14 protein-coding genes are annotated in these 14,207 nt (G+C 65.5%); 2 read left to right on the top strand and 12 right to left on the bottom strand.

Annotated features, from left to right (window positions below):
* Nucleotides 1-2: 2 nt before the first annotated feature.
* The 12 genes from ACLMAL_RS02105 to ACLMAL_RS02160 form a co-directional block, all read right to left on the bottom strand.
* A complete protein-coding gene (locus tag ACLMAL_RS02105) occupies nucleotides 3-491 on the bottom strand; it encodes a h domain protein (RefSeq protein WP_328408720.1) in 489 nt (162 codons plus the stop codon).
* Entirely contained in the window at nucleotides 488-1,321 is an 834-nt protein-coding gene (locus ACLMAL_RS02110) for a hypothetical protein (RefSeq protein WP_411997496.1), read from the bottom strand. The genes ACLMAL_RS02105 and ACLMAL_RS02110 overlap by 4 nt, the downstream gene beginning before the upstream one ends.
* The gene (locus tag ACLMAL_RS02115) at nucleotides 1,318-2,745 is read right to left on the bottom strand and encodes an MCE family protein (RefSeq protein ID WP_411997497.1); all 1,428 of its coding nucleotides are present in this window, start codon (nucleotides 2,743-2,745) and stop codon (nucleotides 1,318-1,320) included. Before ACLMAL_RS02115 ends, ACLMAL_RS02110 begins: the two co-directional genes overlap by 4 nt.
* On the bottom strand, nucleotides 2,742-3,992 hold the full coding sequence (locus ACLMAL_RS02120; protein WP_411997498.1) for an MCE family protein: 1,251 nt from the start codon (nucleotides 3,990-3,992) through the stop codon (nucleotides 2,742-2,744). Before ACLMAL_RS02120 ends, ACLMAL_RS02115 begins: the two co-directional genes overlap by 4 nt.
* Nucleotides 3,989-5,251, bottom strand: coding sequence for an MCE family protein (locus tag ACLMAL_RS02125; protein WP_411997499.1), 1,263 nt, complete (start codon nucleotides 5,249-5,251; stop codon nucleotides 3,989-3,991). Before ACLMAL_RS02125 ends, ACLMAL_RS02120 begins: the two co-directional genes overlap by 4 nt.
* A complete protein-coding gene (locus ACLMAL_RS02130; protein WP_411997500.1) occupies nucleotides 5,248-6,312 on the bottom strand; it encodes an MCE family protein in 1,065 nt (354 codons plus the stop codon). Before ACLMAL_RS02130 ends, ACLMAL_RS02125 begins: the two co-directional genes overlap by 4 nt.
* Nucleotides 6,309-7,337, bottom strand: coding sequence for an MCE family protein (locus tag ACLMAL_RS02135; protein ID WP_411997501.1), 1,029 nt, complete (start codon nucleotides 7,335-7,337; stop codon nucleotides 6,309-6,311). The genes ACLMAL_RS02130 and ACLMAL_RS02135 overlap by 4 nt, the downstream gene beginning before the upstream one ends.
* Nucleotides 7,334-8,554 carry an MCE family protein gene (locus tag ACLMAL_RS02140; protein ID WP_411997502.1) on the bottom strand — a complete coding sequence of 407 codons (1,221 nt, stop codon included), beginning with the start codon at nucleotides 8,552-8,554 and terminating at the stop codon, nucleotides 7,334-7,336. The genes ACLMAL_RS02135 and ACLMAL_RS02140 overlap by 4 nt, the downstream gene beginning before the upstream one ends.
* A 6-nt stretch (nucleotides 8,555-8,560) precedes the next feature.
* Nucleotides 8,561-9,412: an MlaE family ABC transporter permease gene (locus ACLMAL_RS02145; protein WP_411997503.1), complete on the bottom strand. Its 852-nt coding sequence runs from the start codon at nucleotides 9,410-9,412 to the stop codon at nucleotides 8,561-8,563.
* 4 nt (nucleotides 9,413-9,416) lie between these two features.
* Nucleotides 9,417-10,181, bottom strand: a complete 765-nt coding sequence (locus ACLMAL_RS02150; RefSeq protein WP_328408710.1) for an ABC transporter permease — start codon at nucleotides 10,179-10,181, stop codon at nucleotides 9,417-9,419.
* Between the two features lie 301 nt (nucleotides 10,182-10,482).
* Complete coding sequence (locus ACLMAL_RS02155) at nucleotides 10,483-11,382, bottom strand: 3-oxoacyl-ACP reductase (RefSeq protein WP_411997538.1); 900 nt, start codon at nucleotides 11,380-11,382, stop codon at nucleotides 10,483-10,485.
* Nucleotides 11,383-11,523: 141 nt separating this feature from the next.
* Nucleotides 11,524-11,712, bottom strand: coding sequence for a ferredoxin (locus tag ACLMAL_RS02160; RefSeq protein WP_328408708.1), 189 nt, complete (start codon nucleotides 11,710-11,712; stop codon nucleotides 11,524-11,526).
* Nucleotides 11,713-11,868: 156 nt separating this feature from the next.
* Here ACLMAL_RS02160 and ACLMAL_RS02165 point away from each other — a divergent pair, with 156 nt between their 5' ends.
* Both ACLMAL_RS02165 and ACLMAL_RS02170 read left to right on the top strand, forming a co-directional pair.
* Complete coding sequence (locus ACLMAL_RS02165) at nucleotides 11,869-13,062, top strand: acyl-CoA dehydrogenase family protein (RefSeq protein ID WP_411997504.1); 1,194 nt, start codon at nucleotides 11,869-11,871, stop codon at nucleotides 13,060-13,062.
* Between the two features lie 29 nt (nucleotides 13,063-13,091).
* Nucleotides 13,092-14,201 (top strand): acyl-CoA dehydrogenase family protein, encoded by a 1,110-nt coding sequence (locus ACLMAL_RS02170; RefSeq protein WP_411997505.1) that lies wholly within the window; start codon nucleotides 13,092-13,094, stop codon nucleotides 14,199-14,201.
* The last annotated feature ends 6 nt before the right edge of the window (nucleotides 14,202-14,207 follow it).

Genomic DNA, 14,207 nt, shown 5'->3' on the forward strand with positions numbered 1-14,207 from the left:
GCTCAGATCGGCGTGACCTGCGAAACCAGCCAGTGGTCGTCGCTCTTGTCCAGGGTGACCCGGACCCGGCTGCCGGTGGAAGTGCCCTGCGGGGATTCCTGACTGGTGGTGACCTGGTTGAGGAAGATCAGGACAACCGCACGCGAGCGATCGGCCGAAACCACGCCGCGCGCCTCGGTGGTCGCCTTGACGCTGAGCTGTTTCTCCTTGGCACCCGGCGCGATGGCCTGCTTGATCAATTTCAGGTAGTCGTCGCGGAAGCTCGCCGAGAGCTGATCGGCCGCCTTCGGCAGCTCGGTGTCCACGGTCTTGTAGTCGTAGGTGAACATCGCCGACACCGTGCGGTCGGCCGCGTCGACCGCTTCGGTGCGTGACTGCTCCGATCGCCGATCATCCCAGTACCGATATCCGTTGATACCGGCCACGATTCCCGCCACGACCACGATCACGGCCGTGACGAGCAGCAGGATCTTGCCTCGTAGTCCACTCATCCCACGAACTCCACGTTGGACGCGGACAGCCCGGAATCGTTGCGGGTCACGGTGACCCGGAACCGGTAGAACCGCGTCTGCGGCTCGGCCTGACCCGCATTGGTCAGTGTCTGTTTTGCGGCGACGAGGATCTTTGCCGAGCCCTCGTCGTCGCTCTCGACCGCGGCCTCCACGATCTCGCCGTTGGAGACGACCTTGGCCTCCTTGACGATGTTGAGGAACGGGTCGACCCGACCGTCGAATTCGGTCTTGAACTGGCCGGAGGCGACCGAAAGGATCCGGTCGATGTCCTCCTTGGCGGAATCGGCCCTGATGGTGGTGAGGTTGAGGATCGCCTGCCTGGCGGTCTGGGTGTACTCGGTGCGGCGGGTATCGCGGTCGTCGACCGACTTCATCGCCATGACCGACCAGCCCGCGCCGATCACCGCGGCGACGGCCAGCAGTGCGCATGCGGCCGCGGCCAGGATGCGGGTGCGTCCCCCGCCTTCCTTCGTTTCCTCGGCCTGCCCGGAGTCGCCGGGCTCGTCGGCGTCCTTCGCGGTTTCCGCCTGTGATTTGCCGAGGTCGACCCGGCTGCCATCGACAGGCGTCGGCTCGGCGTCCGGCACACTCGAGGCGGCCGACGTCGCCGCGGCACCAGCAGTCGCGGTGTCCTCGGGTCCGGCCGCGGCGCCGAGCGCCACTGCGCGCGCCGAGAAGCCCTTCGCGACCCCGGACATCGAGTCTGCGGCAGCCACGGACTCGCCCGTCCCGGCCTCCTCGACCGGAGGCCCCGCCGAACGCACCGCGCGTCGCCGCGCGCGGTGAGTATCTTCGTTGATCTCACTCATCGTTGCTGCTCCTCAAGCATTGCCTGCCAGCTCGACGGTACCGTGCCCGATCCGCCCCGCCCGACGTCGCCTTGTCGGTAGGTGCGTCCGTCCGTACCGATGTATACGCCGGTGCCGGGGTCGTAGGGCTTAGCGGCCGCCGGCGTGCCGCCACCGTAGCTCGCGGGGGCGACGGGCACTGCGGCAGGCGCGATGGGCGCGCTCGCGGGGGCCACCGGCTGCACCGGACCGAACGGCGGGTTGTTCCCCTCCGGCACATACCCGGTGCGGCACAGCTCCGGAGTCGGAGCGCGCACACCCGGCACCTCCATGCAGGGTGTATTGCGGATACCGCGCACCTCGATGGGCGAATCCTGCGGCACCTTGCAGTACAGGCCGGGCGGGGTGCCGATCGAGTCCAGCTCACTCGGCGAGCGGCGCTGATCCGCGGGCAGGAACCCGGTGGTGCACGCGGGCGGATCGTTGACAACAGCCATGAAGTCGACCATCACGCCATATTCCATCGGTCCACGGATGATCGTCTCCAGTGCCGCGATCAACGGCGGGAAAACCACCAGAAGTTGTTCCAGCCCAGCGTGATACGTGACGGCGACCTGTCCGACACTGACCAGATTCCGCAACAACAACGGCAGCGTCGGTCGCAAGTCGTTGAACTGTGCGCTGACCCGCTGCATCGCGGCGGGACCGTCGCGCAGCAGATTGCGCAGCGCGGGATCGTGGGCGCGCAGTTGGTCGGTCACCGTGGCCAGATCGCGTGTCCACGAACGGATGGCCGCATCCGATTGAATTTGGGTGTCAAGCAGCGGCCCGATCTGATCCAGCAGCTTCTTGGTCGGTTCCGCACTGTTCTGCGCCTCCTGCACCAGCAGGGCCGCCGAATCGATGAACCGCTGCAGATCGGGGCCCGCACCGTTGAAAGCTTGGAATGCCTCGTCGATCACCTGACGCAGCCTGGTGTCGGCGACGCTGGACAGCAGCCGGTCGGTCTGGTCCAGCAGCGATCCCACATCCTGTGGCAGCTTGGTGCGATCCACCGGAATCACCGAGCCGGCGGCCAGGTTTCCGCCCTTGGGCTGCTCGACGGGCACCAGATCGACGTACTGCTCACCGATCGCGGAAACGCTGCGGATCCAGGCGTCCACATCGGACGGGATCTTGTAATCGCTGTCGATGGACAGTTCGGCCTCGACACCGTCCTCGGTGAGCCGAACTTCCTTGACCACACCGACATTCGTGCCGCGATACGCGACGTTCGCCGTTTGGTAGAGGCCGCCGGTCGCATCGAGGCGGACGATCACGTCGTAGCGTCCGATGCCGAACATCGCGGGCAGCTGGACATACATACCGCCCATCACCACCAGGCCGATCACTGTGAGCACGGCGAAGATCGACAGCTGGATGCGAACGAATCGGGTGAGCGTCATCGCCCCGGACCCCCTTGTGGCGCAGTGGCTCCCGGCAACGGCACGGTCAGTCCTGGAATGGCGGGCAGCCCCGGTATCGGCGGCAGACCAGGGATGGTCGGCGTTGGCCGGCCTTGGGTGGGCGGCGGTTGCAGTGGCCCGGTCGCCGGGTTCCCGTTCTGAGTGGCCGTATTGGGCGCGAAGCCGCCGAGGACACCTTCGACGCCGCCGAACCGGCCGCCGAGCGGTGTTCCGGTGAGCCAGTTGGTATCCAGCCGTTTCCCGGTCATATCTATGGTGATGTACAGGTTGAGGTAGTCACCCTTGATCGCGTTGTCGAGGTTCTTCATCGGGAACGGGAACGTGAGCAGGATCTTGAGCGACTCGATGAGATTGTCGCCGGTGTCGGCGAGTGTCTGCAGCAGCGGCGCGAGGCTGCGCAGATTCGACTTCAGGTTCTCACCGCCCGCCGCGACGATCCGCTGCGTGACATCGCTCAGCTCACCGAGCGCGGTGATCGCGGCGGTGATGTTCGCGGTGCGATCGGCGAGCACGGTGAGCGCGGGGTGGATCTGCTCTATTCCGGCGGCCAGCACATCACGCTGCTGGACGAGTTGACCGCCGAGGCGATCCAATCCGCTCATGGCCCTGATGATGTCGTTGCGCTGCGCGTCGAGATTGGTAGTGAGTTCGGCCAGCTGCGGCAGCAGATCACGGATGTCGTTCTCGCGACCGTGCAACGCGGCGTTGAGCTCGCGGGTGATCGTCTCCAGCTGCGAAATGCCTCCGCCGTTGAGCACCACCGACAGCGACGAAAGCACCTGCTCGGTGGTCGGGTAAATGCCGGCGCGGTCCAGTGGAATGAGGTCACCAGCGCGCAGTTGCCCCTGCGGTGCGACATCGGTCGGCGGGGCCAGCTCGAGATGGTTGCTGCCGAGCAGGCTGGTCTGACCGATCTTCGCGACCGCGTTGGCCGGCAGCTTCACATCGGGATTGATCGAAACGGTGACCAGCGCATGCCAGCCCTCCACCTCGATCTTGGTCACCGTCCCGACCGGCACGTCGTCGACGCGCACCGGTGAATTCCTGGTCAGCGTTGTCACATTCGGCATCTGGATGCGCACCGCGTAGGAGCCCTTCTCGGTCCCCTGGGTGCCGGGCATCGGCAGCGAATTCAGACCGTCCCACTGGCAGCCGGAGACGCCGAGCGTCACCGCGATGCCAATGGCGAGGGCACCTATCCTGCGCATCGAACGCGGTCGCATCATCGCCCTCCTCCCGGAATGGCCAGTCCCTCTAGCCCACTCGGCACGGTTACCGGCGCCTGCTGCGGTGCCGTCGATGGTGCCCGCGCCGCCAGGCTCGGCGGGCTGTACACCAACTGGTTGGGGAACGCGGTTACGCTGGAGGCCGGATTCAGCAGTATCGGCGCGTAATTCATGGCCAGCGAGCTGATCACGGGTGCAAGGTATTGGGCACACAGATCGGCGGAGCGGTTGGAATCATTGGCCTCCAGCGCCCGGATCGATCCGCACAGGAAGCTGAGCGGATCCGCGGTGTTGTTCAGTGCGATCGCCCCGCTGACCGTACCGGTCGCCGGCTTGTAGATCTGATAGAAGTTCACCAGTGCCGTCGGTCCCGCGTGCAGTACCCGCTCCAGTTCCGGCTGCTTGTCCACCAGCGTCTGCGTGACGTCGGCCAGCCGCTGCACGCCCTCGGTGAGTTCGGCGCCGCTGCCCTCCAGGAATCGCTTCACATCGGCAAGGGCCACATCCAGATTGTCCAGTCCGGCACCGAGATCCGTGGAGACACCGGCCAGCACCGAGGACACCGAGGCGAGCCTGCCGCCGAATTGCACGATCTGTTCGTTGCTCGACGACAGCACCTCGACGAACTTCTGCAGATTCCGGATAGTGCCGAAAAGGTCGGTGCGGCCGTCGGACAGCGTGCTCAAGGTCGCCGACAGCTCCCGCAACGTGTCGCGCAGCTTCTGACCGTTGCCGTCCAAATTATCGGCGGCAGTGTTGATGAAGCGCCCGAACGAACCCTGCGTGTCGTCGCCCACCGGGCCGAGAGTCGTTGCCAGCTTGGACAGCTCGGCCTTGATGTCGTCCCACTCGACGGGCACCGCGGTGCGATCGAGCCCGATCTCCGCGCCGTCGCCCAGCTTCGGGCCACCGGTGTAGGCGGGTGCGAGCTGAATGAACCTGGCCGAAACCAACGACGGCGAAATGATCACCGCGCGGGCGTCGGCAGGAATGTCGACCCCGCGATCGATGGTCATCCGCACCTTCACCCGGTCGCGGCCGGGGTCGATCGCATCGATGCTGCCGACCTTGACGCCGAGCACCCGCACATCGTCACCCGCGTACAAACCCGTCGTCGACGGGAAGTATGCGGTGATCGTGGTCTTCCCGATCCGGAGGATGCCGCTGTACGCGCCGGTCAGCACCAGGGCGGCGACCAGCACTCCCGCGACGGCCAGCACCCAGCGCGGCAGCTTCCGAACAGTGGTCAGCATGCTCATCGCGGCGGCTCCTGGACTGCGGGCCCGATCGAGGGTCCCGGGTTCGTGAAGATATTGCGCAGGTCCTCCGGGAGATGCTGCGGCCATACCAGGGCATCGACAAGCGGCTGCAGTTCGGTGCTCGACGCGTTCACCACGTAGGCGTTGAACCAAGGTCCGTTGCCGACCTGTTCACCGAGCGCCGCCGAATATGGTCCGAGTCCATCGAGCGCCTCGCTGAGGTTCTGCTTATTGCGCTGCAGCAGCGCGAGCACCGAATTCAACTTGTCCAGCGCCGGTTTCAGCTGCGCCTCGTTATCGGCGACAAGTCCGGACAGCTGCTGGGACACACCATTGACGTACACGATCAACTGCGCGATCGCGCCGCGGCGTCGATCCAGCTCGCCGAGCAGGTCGTTGCCGTCCAACAGGAGTGCGTTGATCTGGTTGCTCCGGTCGGCGAGGATCTTCGTGACGCTCTGCGCACGGGTCAGCAGCTCCGACAGCGCCTGATCACGGGCATTGATGCTGCGCGACAACGCGGTCACCCCGTCCAGCGCGGAACGCAGCGGCGCGGGGGTGTCGGCGAAGGTCGCCGACAGTGCGTCGAGGGTCTTGTCGACCTGATCCATATCCAGCCCCTGCACCGTGCGGCCGAGGTCGCCGAGCGCGTCGTTGAGCGAATACGGAGAGGTGGTGCGCTCCAGCGGAATCGTGTCGTCGGCACGCAATGCGCCCGAACCCTCCGGTGTCACCTCGAGCGACTTGCGGCCGAGCACGGTGTTCGTCTTGACCGCGGCAGAGGTCTTCTGTCCCAACACGATCGACTCATCGAGGGTGAACCGGACCAGCACCTTGGCCCCGTCCAGATGGACATCCTCCACCCGGCCCGAGCGCACCCCGGCGACCTGCACCGGGTCGCCGGGCACCAAACCACCCGCGTCGGCGAAGTACGCCGTGAAGGTGGCGCCCCCGCGAATGAACGGCAGCCGGTCGAATTGCAGTGCCGACAGTGCCACCGCGATCGCGACGACAATGCCGACGACGCCGATGGTGATGGCTGGTGATCGCTTCTCGTTCATTTGTTCGGCGCACACCTTCCGGTCGTCTGCTCCCCGGGCAGGTTGACCTGTATCACCTTGCCGTCGGGGCCATCCACGAGCATGTTCGTGCCGCAGATGTAGAGCTGCAGGAACGAGCCGTAGGCGCCGATGCGGATCAGCTGCTTATAGGTGGCGGGCAGGCGTTCGAGCACCCACTGCACGGTGTCGGAACCACCGTCGAGATTGGTGGCCAGGCGCCCGGTCTGCTCGATGGTCGCGCGCAGATCCGGACGCGCCTGACCGAGCAGATCAGTGAGATCGCGCGTGGCTCCGGCGATTCGGGGCAGTGCGTCACCGATCGGATCCCGTTGGGCGGCCAAACCGCTGACCAGGCGCTGCAATTCGTCGAGTGTGGTGGCGAACTGGTCGCCGCGCTGGTCGATGGTCTCCAACACCGTGTTCAGATTGTTGATCACACTGCCGATCAACGCATCGCGGTCGGCGAGGGTCTTGGCGAACGAGCCGCCGCTGTTCAACAGCTGCACCAGCGTGCCACCCTGGCCCTGGAAGATCTGCAGCAGCGCATTGGTCAGATCGTTGACCTGCCCGGGATCGAGGCCACGGATGAGCGGCTTGAAGCCACCGAGCAGCATGTCCAAGTCGAGCGCGGGCGCGGTCTGCTCCTTGCCGATGGTGCCGCCGTCGGCGAGCACATGCGTCGAGCCGGGTCCTTCGAGCAGTTCCATATACCGGTCGCCGACCAGGTTTTCGTACTTGATCGTCGCGCGTGTGCTTGCGAGCAACCGGTACTTGCGGTCGACATCGAACTCGACATGCGCCAGATGGTCCTTGCCCACCTTGATCGAGGTGACCGTGCCGACCGGCACGCCGGCGATGCGCACCTTCGAGCCGGGCAGCATCCCCGACGAGCTGGTGAACACCGCGTGGTATCCGTACTCCCTCGCGAAACGCACCTGGCTGAACACGATCGCGAGCCCGGCGAAGACCAGCGACATCACCAGGGTGAAGATGGCCAACTTGATTGCTGTTCCAGTATTTTTCACGGCGTGGGCACCCCCGGCAGCCCGGCGAACAACAGCTGGAACACCCTGGGCGCCTCGTTCAATCGCGGCGATCCCGTGTTCGGCTGGTACACCGTGCCCTGGCTGGTATCGGTGACGACATAGTCGGCGTGGCTGCCGGGCACTCGGTTCACGACGCCTTCGCAGTGCGGACCGCCGGTGGCGTTCACCTTCGGCAGATCATCCGGATAGGTATAGGGCTTGGCGCCGAACATGAAGTTGGTGTTCATACCGATGCCTGGCTTTATGCCGCCGAACATGGCCTCGGCCGTCGGCATCAGCGGACCGATGCCATTGATGACGCAGCCGAGTGCGGGCGCGTACTCCCTCAGCAGACTGGTCGTCGGCTGCAGCAGATCCAGCGCGGTGACGAGCTGATTCTCGTTCTCCCGCAACACCGAGCCGGTGGTGTCGGCCAGGCCGATGAGGTTCACCAGCACGTTGTCCAGGCCGCTCTGCTCGTCGACGAAGGTGTTGCTCGTCGTGATGAGGTTGTTCACGGTGCGCAGGAGGTCGGGAACGGTGTCGGCGTAGAGCTCGGTGACATCGGCCGTCTTGATCAGATCCTGTTGCAGGGTAGGCAGATACGGGTTGATGTCCTTCAGGTACGCGTCGCTGCGTGCAAGTAGCTCACCCAGCTTCTGACCCCGCCCCTGCAGCGCGGTGCCGAGCGCGGTCATCGTCGCGTTCAGTTTCTCCGGCTCGATCTTGCCGAGCAGGTCCGACAGATGCTGGAACAAGGTGTTGAATTCGACGGTCACCGCGGCGGCGGTCACGGTCGCCCCGGGCTGCAGTGACGTCGACGAGGGCTGCTGCGGCACGGTGAAGTTGATGTACTTCGCGCCGAATACGGTGGTGGAACGGATGTCGACGCCCGCATTCGACGGAACCAGTTTCAGCAGTTCCGGATCCAGCGCGAGCTTCAGCTTCGCACCGTCGCCGGTCTGGTTGATCGCCGAAACACGGCCGATCTCCACCCCACGCACCTTCACCTTGGCGTCGGGGTCCAGGACCAGGCCACTGCGCGGTGCGTCGACCGTGACGGTGACCGTCTTGGTGAAGCCGCCGACGAACATGATCATTGCGACGGCGGCGATGGCGACCAGGGTGAGCACCATCGCGGCGCCCGCCAGTTTCAGGCCGAGCCCACCGCGCATGGCTGCTGCCAGGCCGCGTTCTGCTTGCTTCGATTGCGCCATACCGCTTTACCCGGAGAGATGGAAGTTGCCGGAGGTGCCATAGATGGCCAGCGAGATCAACAGTGTCACCGTGACCACCGCGACCAACGAGGCCCGCACCGCATTACCTACCGCGATTCCCACACCGACCGGCCCGCCCGCGGCGTGATAGCCGTAGTAGGTGTGAATCATCATGACCGCCAAGGCCATGAAGATCGCCTGCGCGAACGACCAGAGGATGTCGCTGGGAATCAGGAACGTCGAGAAGTAGTGGTCGTACACGCCCGCGGATTGCCCGTAGATGACCACCGTCGCGAACCGGCTCGCGATGAACGAACAGATGACCGCCAGCGCGTACAGCGGCACGATCGCGATCATCCCGGCCAGCACTCTGGTGCCGACCAGGTAGGGCACCGGCCGGATCGCCATCGATTCCAGCGCGTCGATCTCCTCGGCCACCCGCATCGCGCCCAACTGCGCGGTCGAGCCCGCACCGATGGTTGCGGCGAGGCCGATGCCCGAAATCACCGGCGCCGCAATGCGTACGTTGATGAACGCCGCGAAGAATCCGGTCAGTGCTTCGACACCGATATTGCCCAGCGAGCTGTAACCCTGAACGGCAATGGTGCCGCCGGTGAACAGGGTGAGAAATCCGACGATGACAACGGTGCCGCCGATAACAGCCAAAGCACCTGTGCCCATGCTGATCTCGGCGATCAATCGGATCGTTTCGGTCCGATAGTGCACCAGCGCACGCGGGATGGATCCCAGCGTCTGCGCATAGAACACCGCATGCTTGCCCATCGAATCGAGTGAGCCAGAAACTCGACGCACTCGCCGCACCATACGCGGGAACCGGGATTCGATCACGAATGCCATGTGATCACCGCGCCGAGAACTTGATACCGACGGCGGTGACCACGACATTCACCACGAACAGGGCCATAAAGGCGAAGACGACGGTCTGATTCACCGCATCACCGACACTCTTGGGACCACCTTTGACATTCAGGCCCAGATAACACGCCACCAGCCCGGCGATCAGTCCGAACAAGCCGGCCTTCACCTCGGAGATGATCAGTTCGGGCAGATGGGTGAGCAGCGTGATGCCGTTGACGAAAGCGCCGGGGTTCACATCCTGCAGCAGCACCGAGAACAGAAAGCCGCCGACGATGCCGATGGTGCAGACCAGGCCGTTGAGCATCAGTGCGACGAAGGTCGAGGCCAGCACGCGCGGCACCACCAGTCGTTGAACCGGGTCGATGCCGAGCACGCGCATCGCGTCGATCTCTTCGCGGATCGTTCGGGCGCCGAGGTCGGCGCAGATCGCGGTGGCGCCTGCGCCTGCCACGATGAGCACGGTGACGATCGGTCCCACCTGGGTGACCGCGCCGAATGCCGCACCGGCGCCGCTGAGGTCGGCGGCGCCGATTTCGCGAAGCAGGATGTTCAGCGTAAAGCTGACCAGCACCGTGAACGGAATGGCGACGAGCAGCGTCGGAACGATCGAGACACGGGCAATGAACCAGGCTTGATCAATGAATTCGCGCCCTTGGAAAGGGCGTCGAATGCTTGCGCGGGCGACGTCGGCGACCAGTTCGAAAAAACCGCCCACCGCACGCAACGGCACAGCGAGGACCTCGTTCATTCGCGATCCTCCTTGATCATCCTGCTTGCACAGCTCACAGCGTGATGCCCCCTCGAGGCGTCGTTGCCTCAACGATTAGAACATGTTCATTTTGTCGTAGGAAGCTTTTCGCCAACTTTGAACTGCACTTCTCTTAGACGCGAGGATCTCAATTTGAAACGTGTGTCAGAAATGCATGACCTGGGCCCTGTGAGCCGTGGCACACCCTTGACTCCCATGTCTACCAAGCGCCAGGCCGGCGATCAACAGTTGGTCACATGATCAGCATGTCGACCGATGGCACCCGCCATCAGCGAGCGAATCAGCCGAGATCGAGTAATGAGGATGCGGAAAATGTACGACCTTCCGCCCGATCGGCGAAGTACCCGCCGAGCGTGGCGGCCAAATCGTTCGCTGACCATTGGTCACCTGCCGCGTCGAACCGCCGCTCGACCGTCGGCGGCGCCATCAGCGCGACCATCGGCCCGTACACCACGAAGACCTGGCCATTGACCGCGTCGGCGGCGGGCGAGGCGAGGTAGGTGACCAGTCTGGCCACATGCTCCGGCGCGAGCGGATCGACGCCACCCTCGGGCGCCGCACTGAACACAGCCTCGGTCATCGCGGTCCGCGCCCGTGGGCAGATGGCGTTGGCCCGCACGCCGAAGCGGGAGAGGCCGCGTGCGGCGGACAACGTCAGCGCGGTGATGCCCGCCTTCGCGGCACCGTAGTTGGCCTGCCCCTCGGGCCCGAGCAGTCCCGCCTCCGACGAGGTATTGACGAGCCTGCCGTAGATCGGCGCGCCCGCTTCCTTGGATTTGGCGCGCCAATAGGCTCCCGCATTGCGGGACAACAGGAAATGGCCGCGCAGATGCACCGCAATCACCGCGTCGAAGTCCTCGTCGGACATGTTGAACAGCATCCGGTCGCGGGTGATGCCCGCATTGTTGACCACGATGTCGACACCGCCGAACGCCTCGTCCGCGGTACGGATGAGCGCATCGGCCGTCGAACGCTCGGCAATGCTGCCCGCGACGAACTCCGCCTTGGCGCCGAGCGCCCTGATCTCGGCGAGGGTGTCGGCGACCGCATCCGACTCCGACAGGTCGTTGACCACCACCGACGCGCCCGCGGCAGCCAGGGCGAGCGCCTCGGCCCGGCCCAGCCCCGCGCCGGACCCGGTCACGATCGCCACCCGCCCGGCGAGGTCTGTGTTGCCCATCACTTCTTCATCGCTCACGGCTGCACCTCGCTAGCGCTCGGCTCCGCCGTGCGCGATGCGCGCCCTGTGTTCTTGGTTCGCTCGCTGCGCTCACTCACGGGCCGACTCTAGAACGTGTTCCTATCTAGAGCAAGGACCGGGCTACTCCAGCCGCAGCGCAGCCTTCGGACACTGCGCCACTGCATCCTCCACATCGGCGAGCCGGTCGGCGGGTACCTCCGCCGCCACAATGTGCAGCACGTCCTCGTCGTCGAGTTCAAAGACGTCGGGGGCGATTCCGACACAGATTCCGTTCGCCTCGCACTGGTCCAGATCGACACTGACCTTCATGGCAACTCCTTTGACAAGACTGTGATCGAAGCCTAACAACCCGAGGTGACGGCGTGTGCCGTCATCAACCGGATTCACCCTCAATACTGGAACATGTTTCAGTTCATATGCAATGATCGGTTGAACCCAATCGAACGAAGGCATGAGGTATTTGCCATGCGCATTGCGTACACGCCGCAGCAGGAACAGCTCCGCGAGGAGCTGCGCGACTACTTCGCGCGGCTGATCACCCCGGAGCGCCGTGCGGCGCTGAGCTCGCAGACCGGCGAGTACGGGCAGGGCAACGTGTACCGCGAGGTCGTGCAGGAAATGGGCCGCGACGGCTGGCTGACCCTGGCTTGGCCGAAGGAGTTCGGCGGCCAGGACCGGCCGACGATGGACCAGCTGATCTTCACCGACGAGGCGGCCATCGCGGGCGCGCCGGTGCCGTTCCTGACCATCAACTCGGTCGCGCCGACGATCATGCACTACGGCAGCGAGGAGCAGAAGAAGTTCTTCCTACCCAAGATCGCGGCGGGCGAACTGCACTTCGCTATCGGCTACTCCGAGCCCGGCGCGGGCACCGACCTGGCCAGCCTGCGCACCTCCGCGGTGCGCGACGGCGACGACTATGTGATCAACGGTCAGAAGATGTGGACCAGCCTGATCGCCTATGCCGATTACATCTGGCTCGCTGTGCGCACCGACCCGACCGCCAAGAAGCACAAGGGCATCAGCATGCTCATCGTGCCGACCACGGCCGAGGGCTTCTCCTGGACACCGGTGCACACCATGGCGGGCCCGGATACCAGCGCCACGTATTACCAGGACGTCCGCGTCCCCGCCAGCTCGCTGGTCGGCCAGGAGAACGGTGGCTGGGCGCTGATCACCAACCAGCTCAACCACGAGCGGGTGGCACTCACCTCGGCAGGACCGCTCGGCCTCGCGCTGAGCCAGACCGTGGAGTGGGCACGCAACACCAAATCGGCCGACGGCCAGCGGGTGATCGACAAGGAGTGGGTGCAGCTCAACCTCGCCAGAGTGCACGCCAAAGTCGAGTACCTGAAACTGATGAACTGGGAGATCGCCAGCCGCGCCGATGCGGGCGGCGACGCCGCGCCACGTCCGTGGGATGCCTCCACCTGCAAGGTGTACGGCACCGAACTGGCCACCGAGGCCTACCGGCTGCTGATGGAGATCCTCGGCCCGCAGGCCTACCTGCGGCAGGACTCCCCCGGCTCCGTGCTGCGCGGGCGACTCGAGCGGATGCACAGGGCCGCGCTGATCCTCACCTTCGGTGGCGGCACCAACGAGGTCCAGCGCGACATCATCGCCATGACCGCCCTCGAGCAGCCGGCCTCGGCACGCTGAGCGAGACTTTCGAAAGTAGGTAGATCGCCATGGATTTCACCCCCACCGAGGCCCAGCTCGATCTCGCTCGATTGACCGGCGAGGTGTGCGGCAAGCTGGTCACCGCCGACCGGCTGCGCGAACTCGACAAGACAGCCGTGCGTTTCGACGAACCGCTGTGGGCCTCTCTTGCCGAAACCGGCGTGCTGGCAGCGGCGCTGCCGGAGACGGTTGGCGGCAACGACTTCGGGCCGCTGGAGCAGAACGCCATCCTGCGTGAGCTCGGAAAGTATGTCGCCGCGGTGCCGTACCTGTGGTCGGTTGTGCTGGGTGCCGGCGCGCTGGCCGCGTTCGGCAATGACGCGCAACGCGATTGGGCCACCCAGGCCGGTGCGGGCAGCGCGATCCTCACGGCGGCACTGGCCGAAGAGCAGAACTGGGAGCCGACCAAGCCGACAACCACGGCGGTCGAGGGGGGTGGCGGCTGGCGGGTGACCGGCGCCAAGCTCGCGGTGCCGTTCGCCGCGCAGGCCGCCAGGGTCCTGGTCCCGGCAACGGTTTCCGGCCGTGCCGCGGTGTTCCTCGTCGATCCGTCCGACGCATCGGTCCAGCTTGCCGCCCAGCAGGTGACCGACCTGAGCGCCGAGTACTCGCTCGAATTCACCGACACCCCTGCCGAATTGGTCGGCACCGTCGACAACGGCGCCGAGATCCTGGACTGGCTGCTGACCAGGGCCTGGCTCGGACTGAGCTCCCAGCAACTCGGCACCGTCGAACGCGCACTGGAACTCGTCGCCGACTACGCCCGCGAGCGTGAGCAATTCGGCAAGGCGGTCGGCAGCTTCCAGGCCGTTGCGCAGCGCCTGGCCGACGGCTACATCGACGTACAGGGCCTGCGCCTGGCCGTCACCCAGGCCACCTGGCAGCTGTCGGAGAACCTACCGAGCGCCGCGGCTGTGCACACCGCGAAGTTCTGGGCGGCCGATGCGGGCCACCGCGTCGCGCACACTGTCGTGCACGTGCACGGCGGCGTCGGCATCGACCGCGACCACATCGTGCACAACTACTTCACCGCCGCCAAGCACAACGAATTCGCACTGGGCGCGGCCACCGACCACCTCCGGGCCATCGGCTCTCTCCTCGCGGAAACTCCTGCCTGACCCAGG

Source organism: Nocardia sp. CWNU-33 (assembly GCF_046764895.1).
In the GTDB taxonomy this organism is placed as follows: Bacteria; Actinomycetota; Actinomycetes; order Mycobacteriales; family Mycobacteriaceae; genus Nocardia.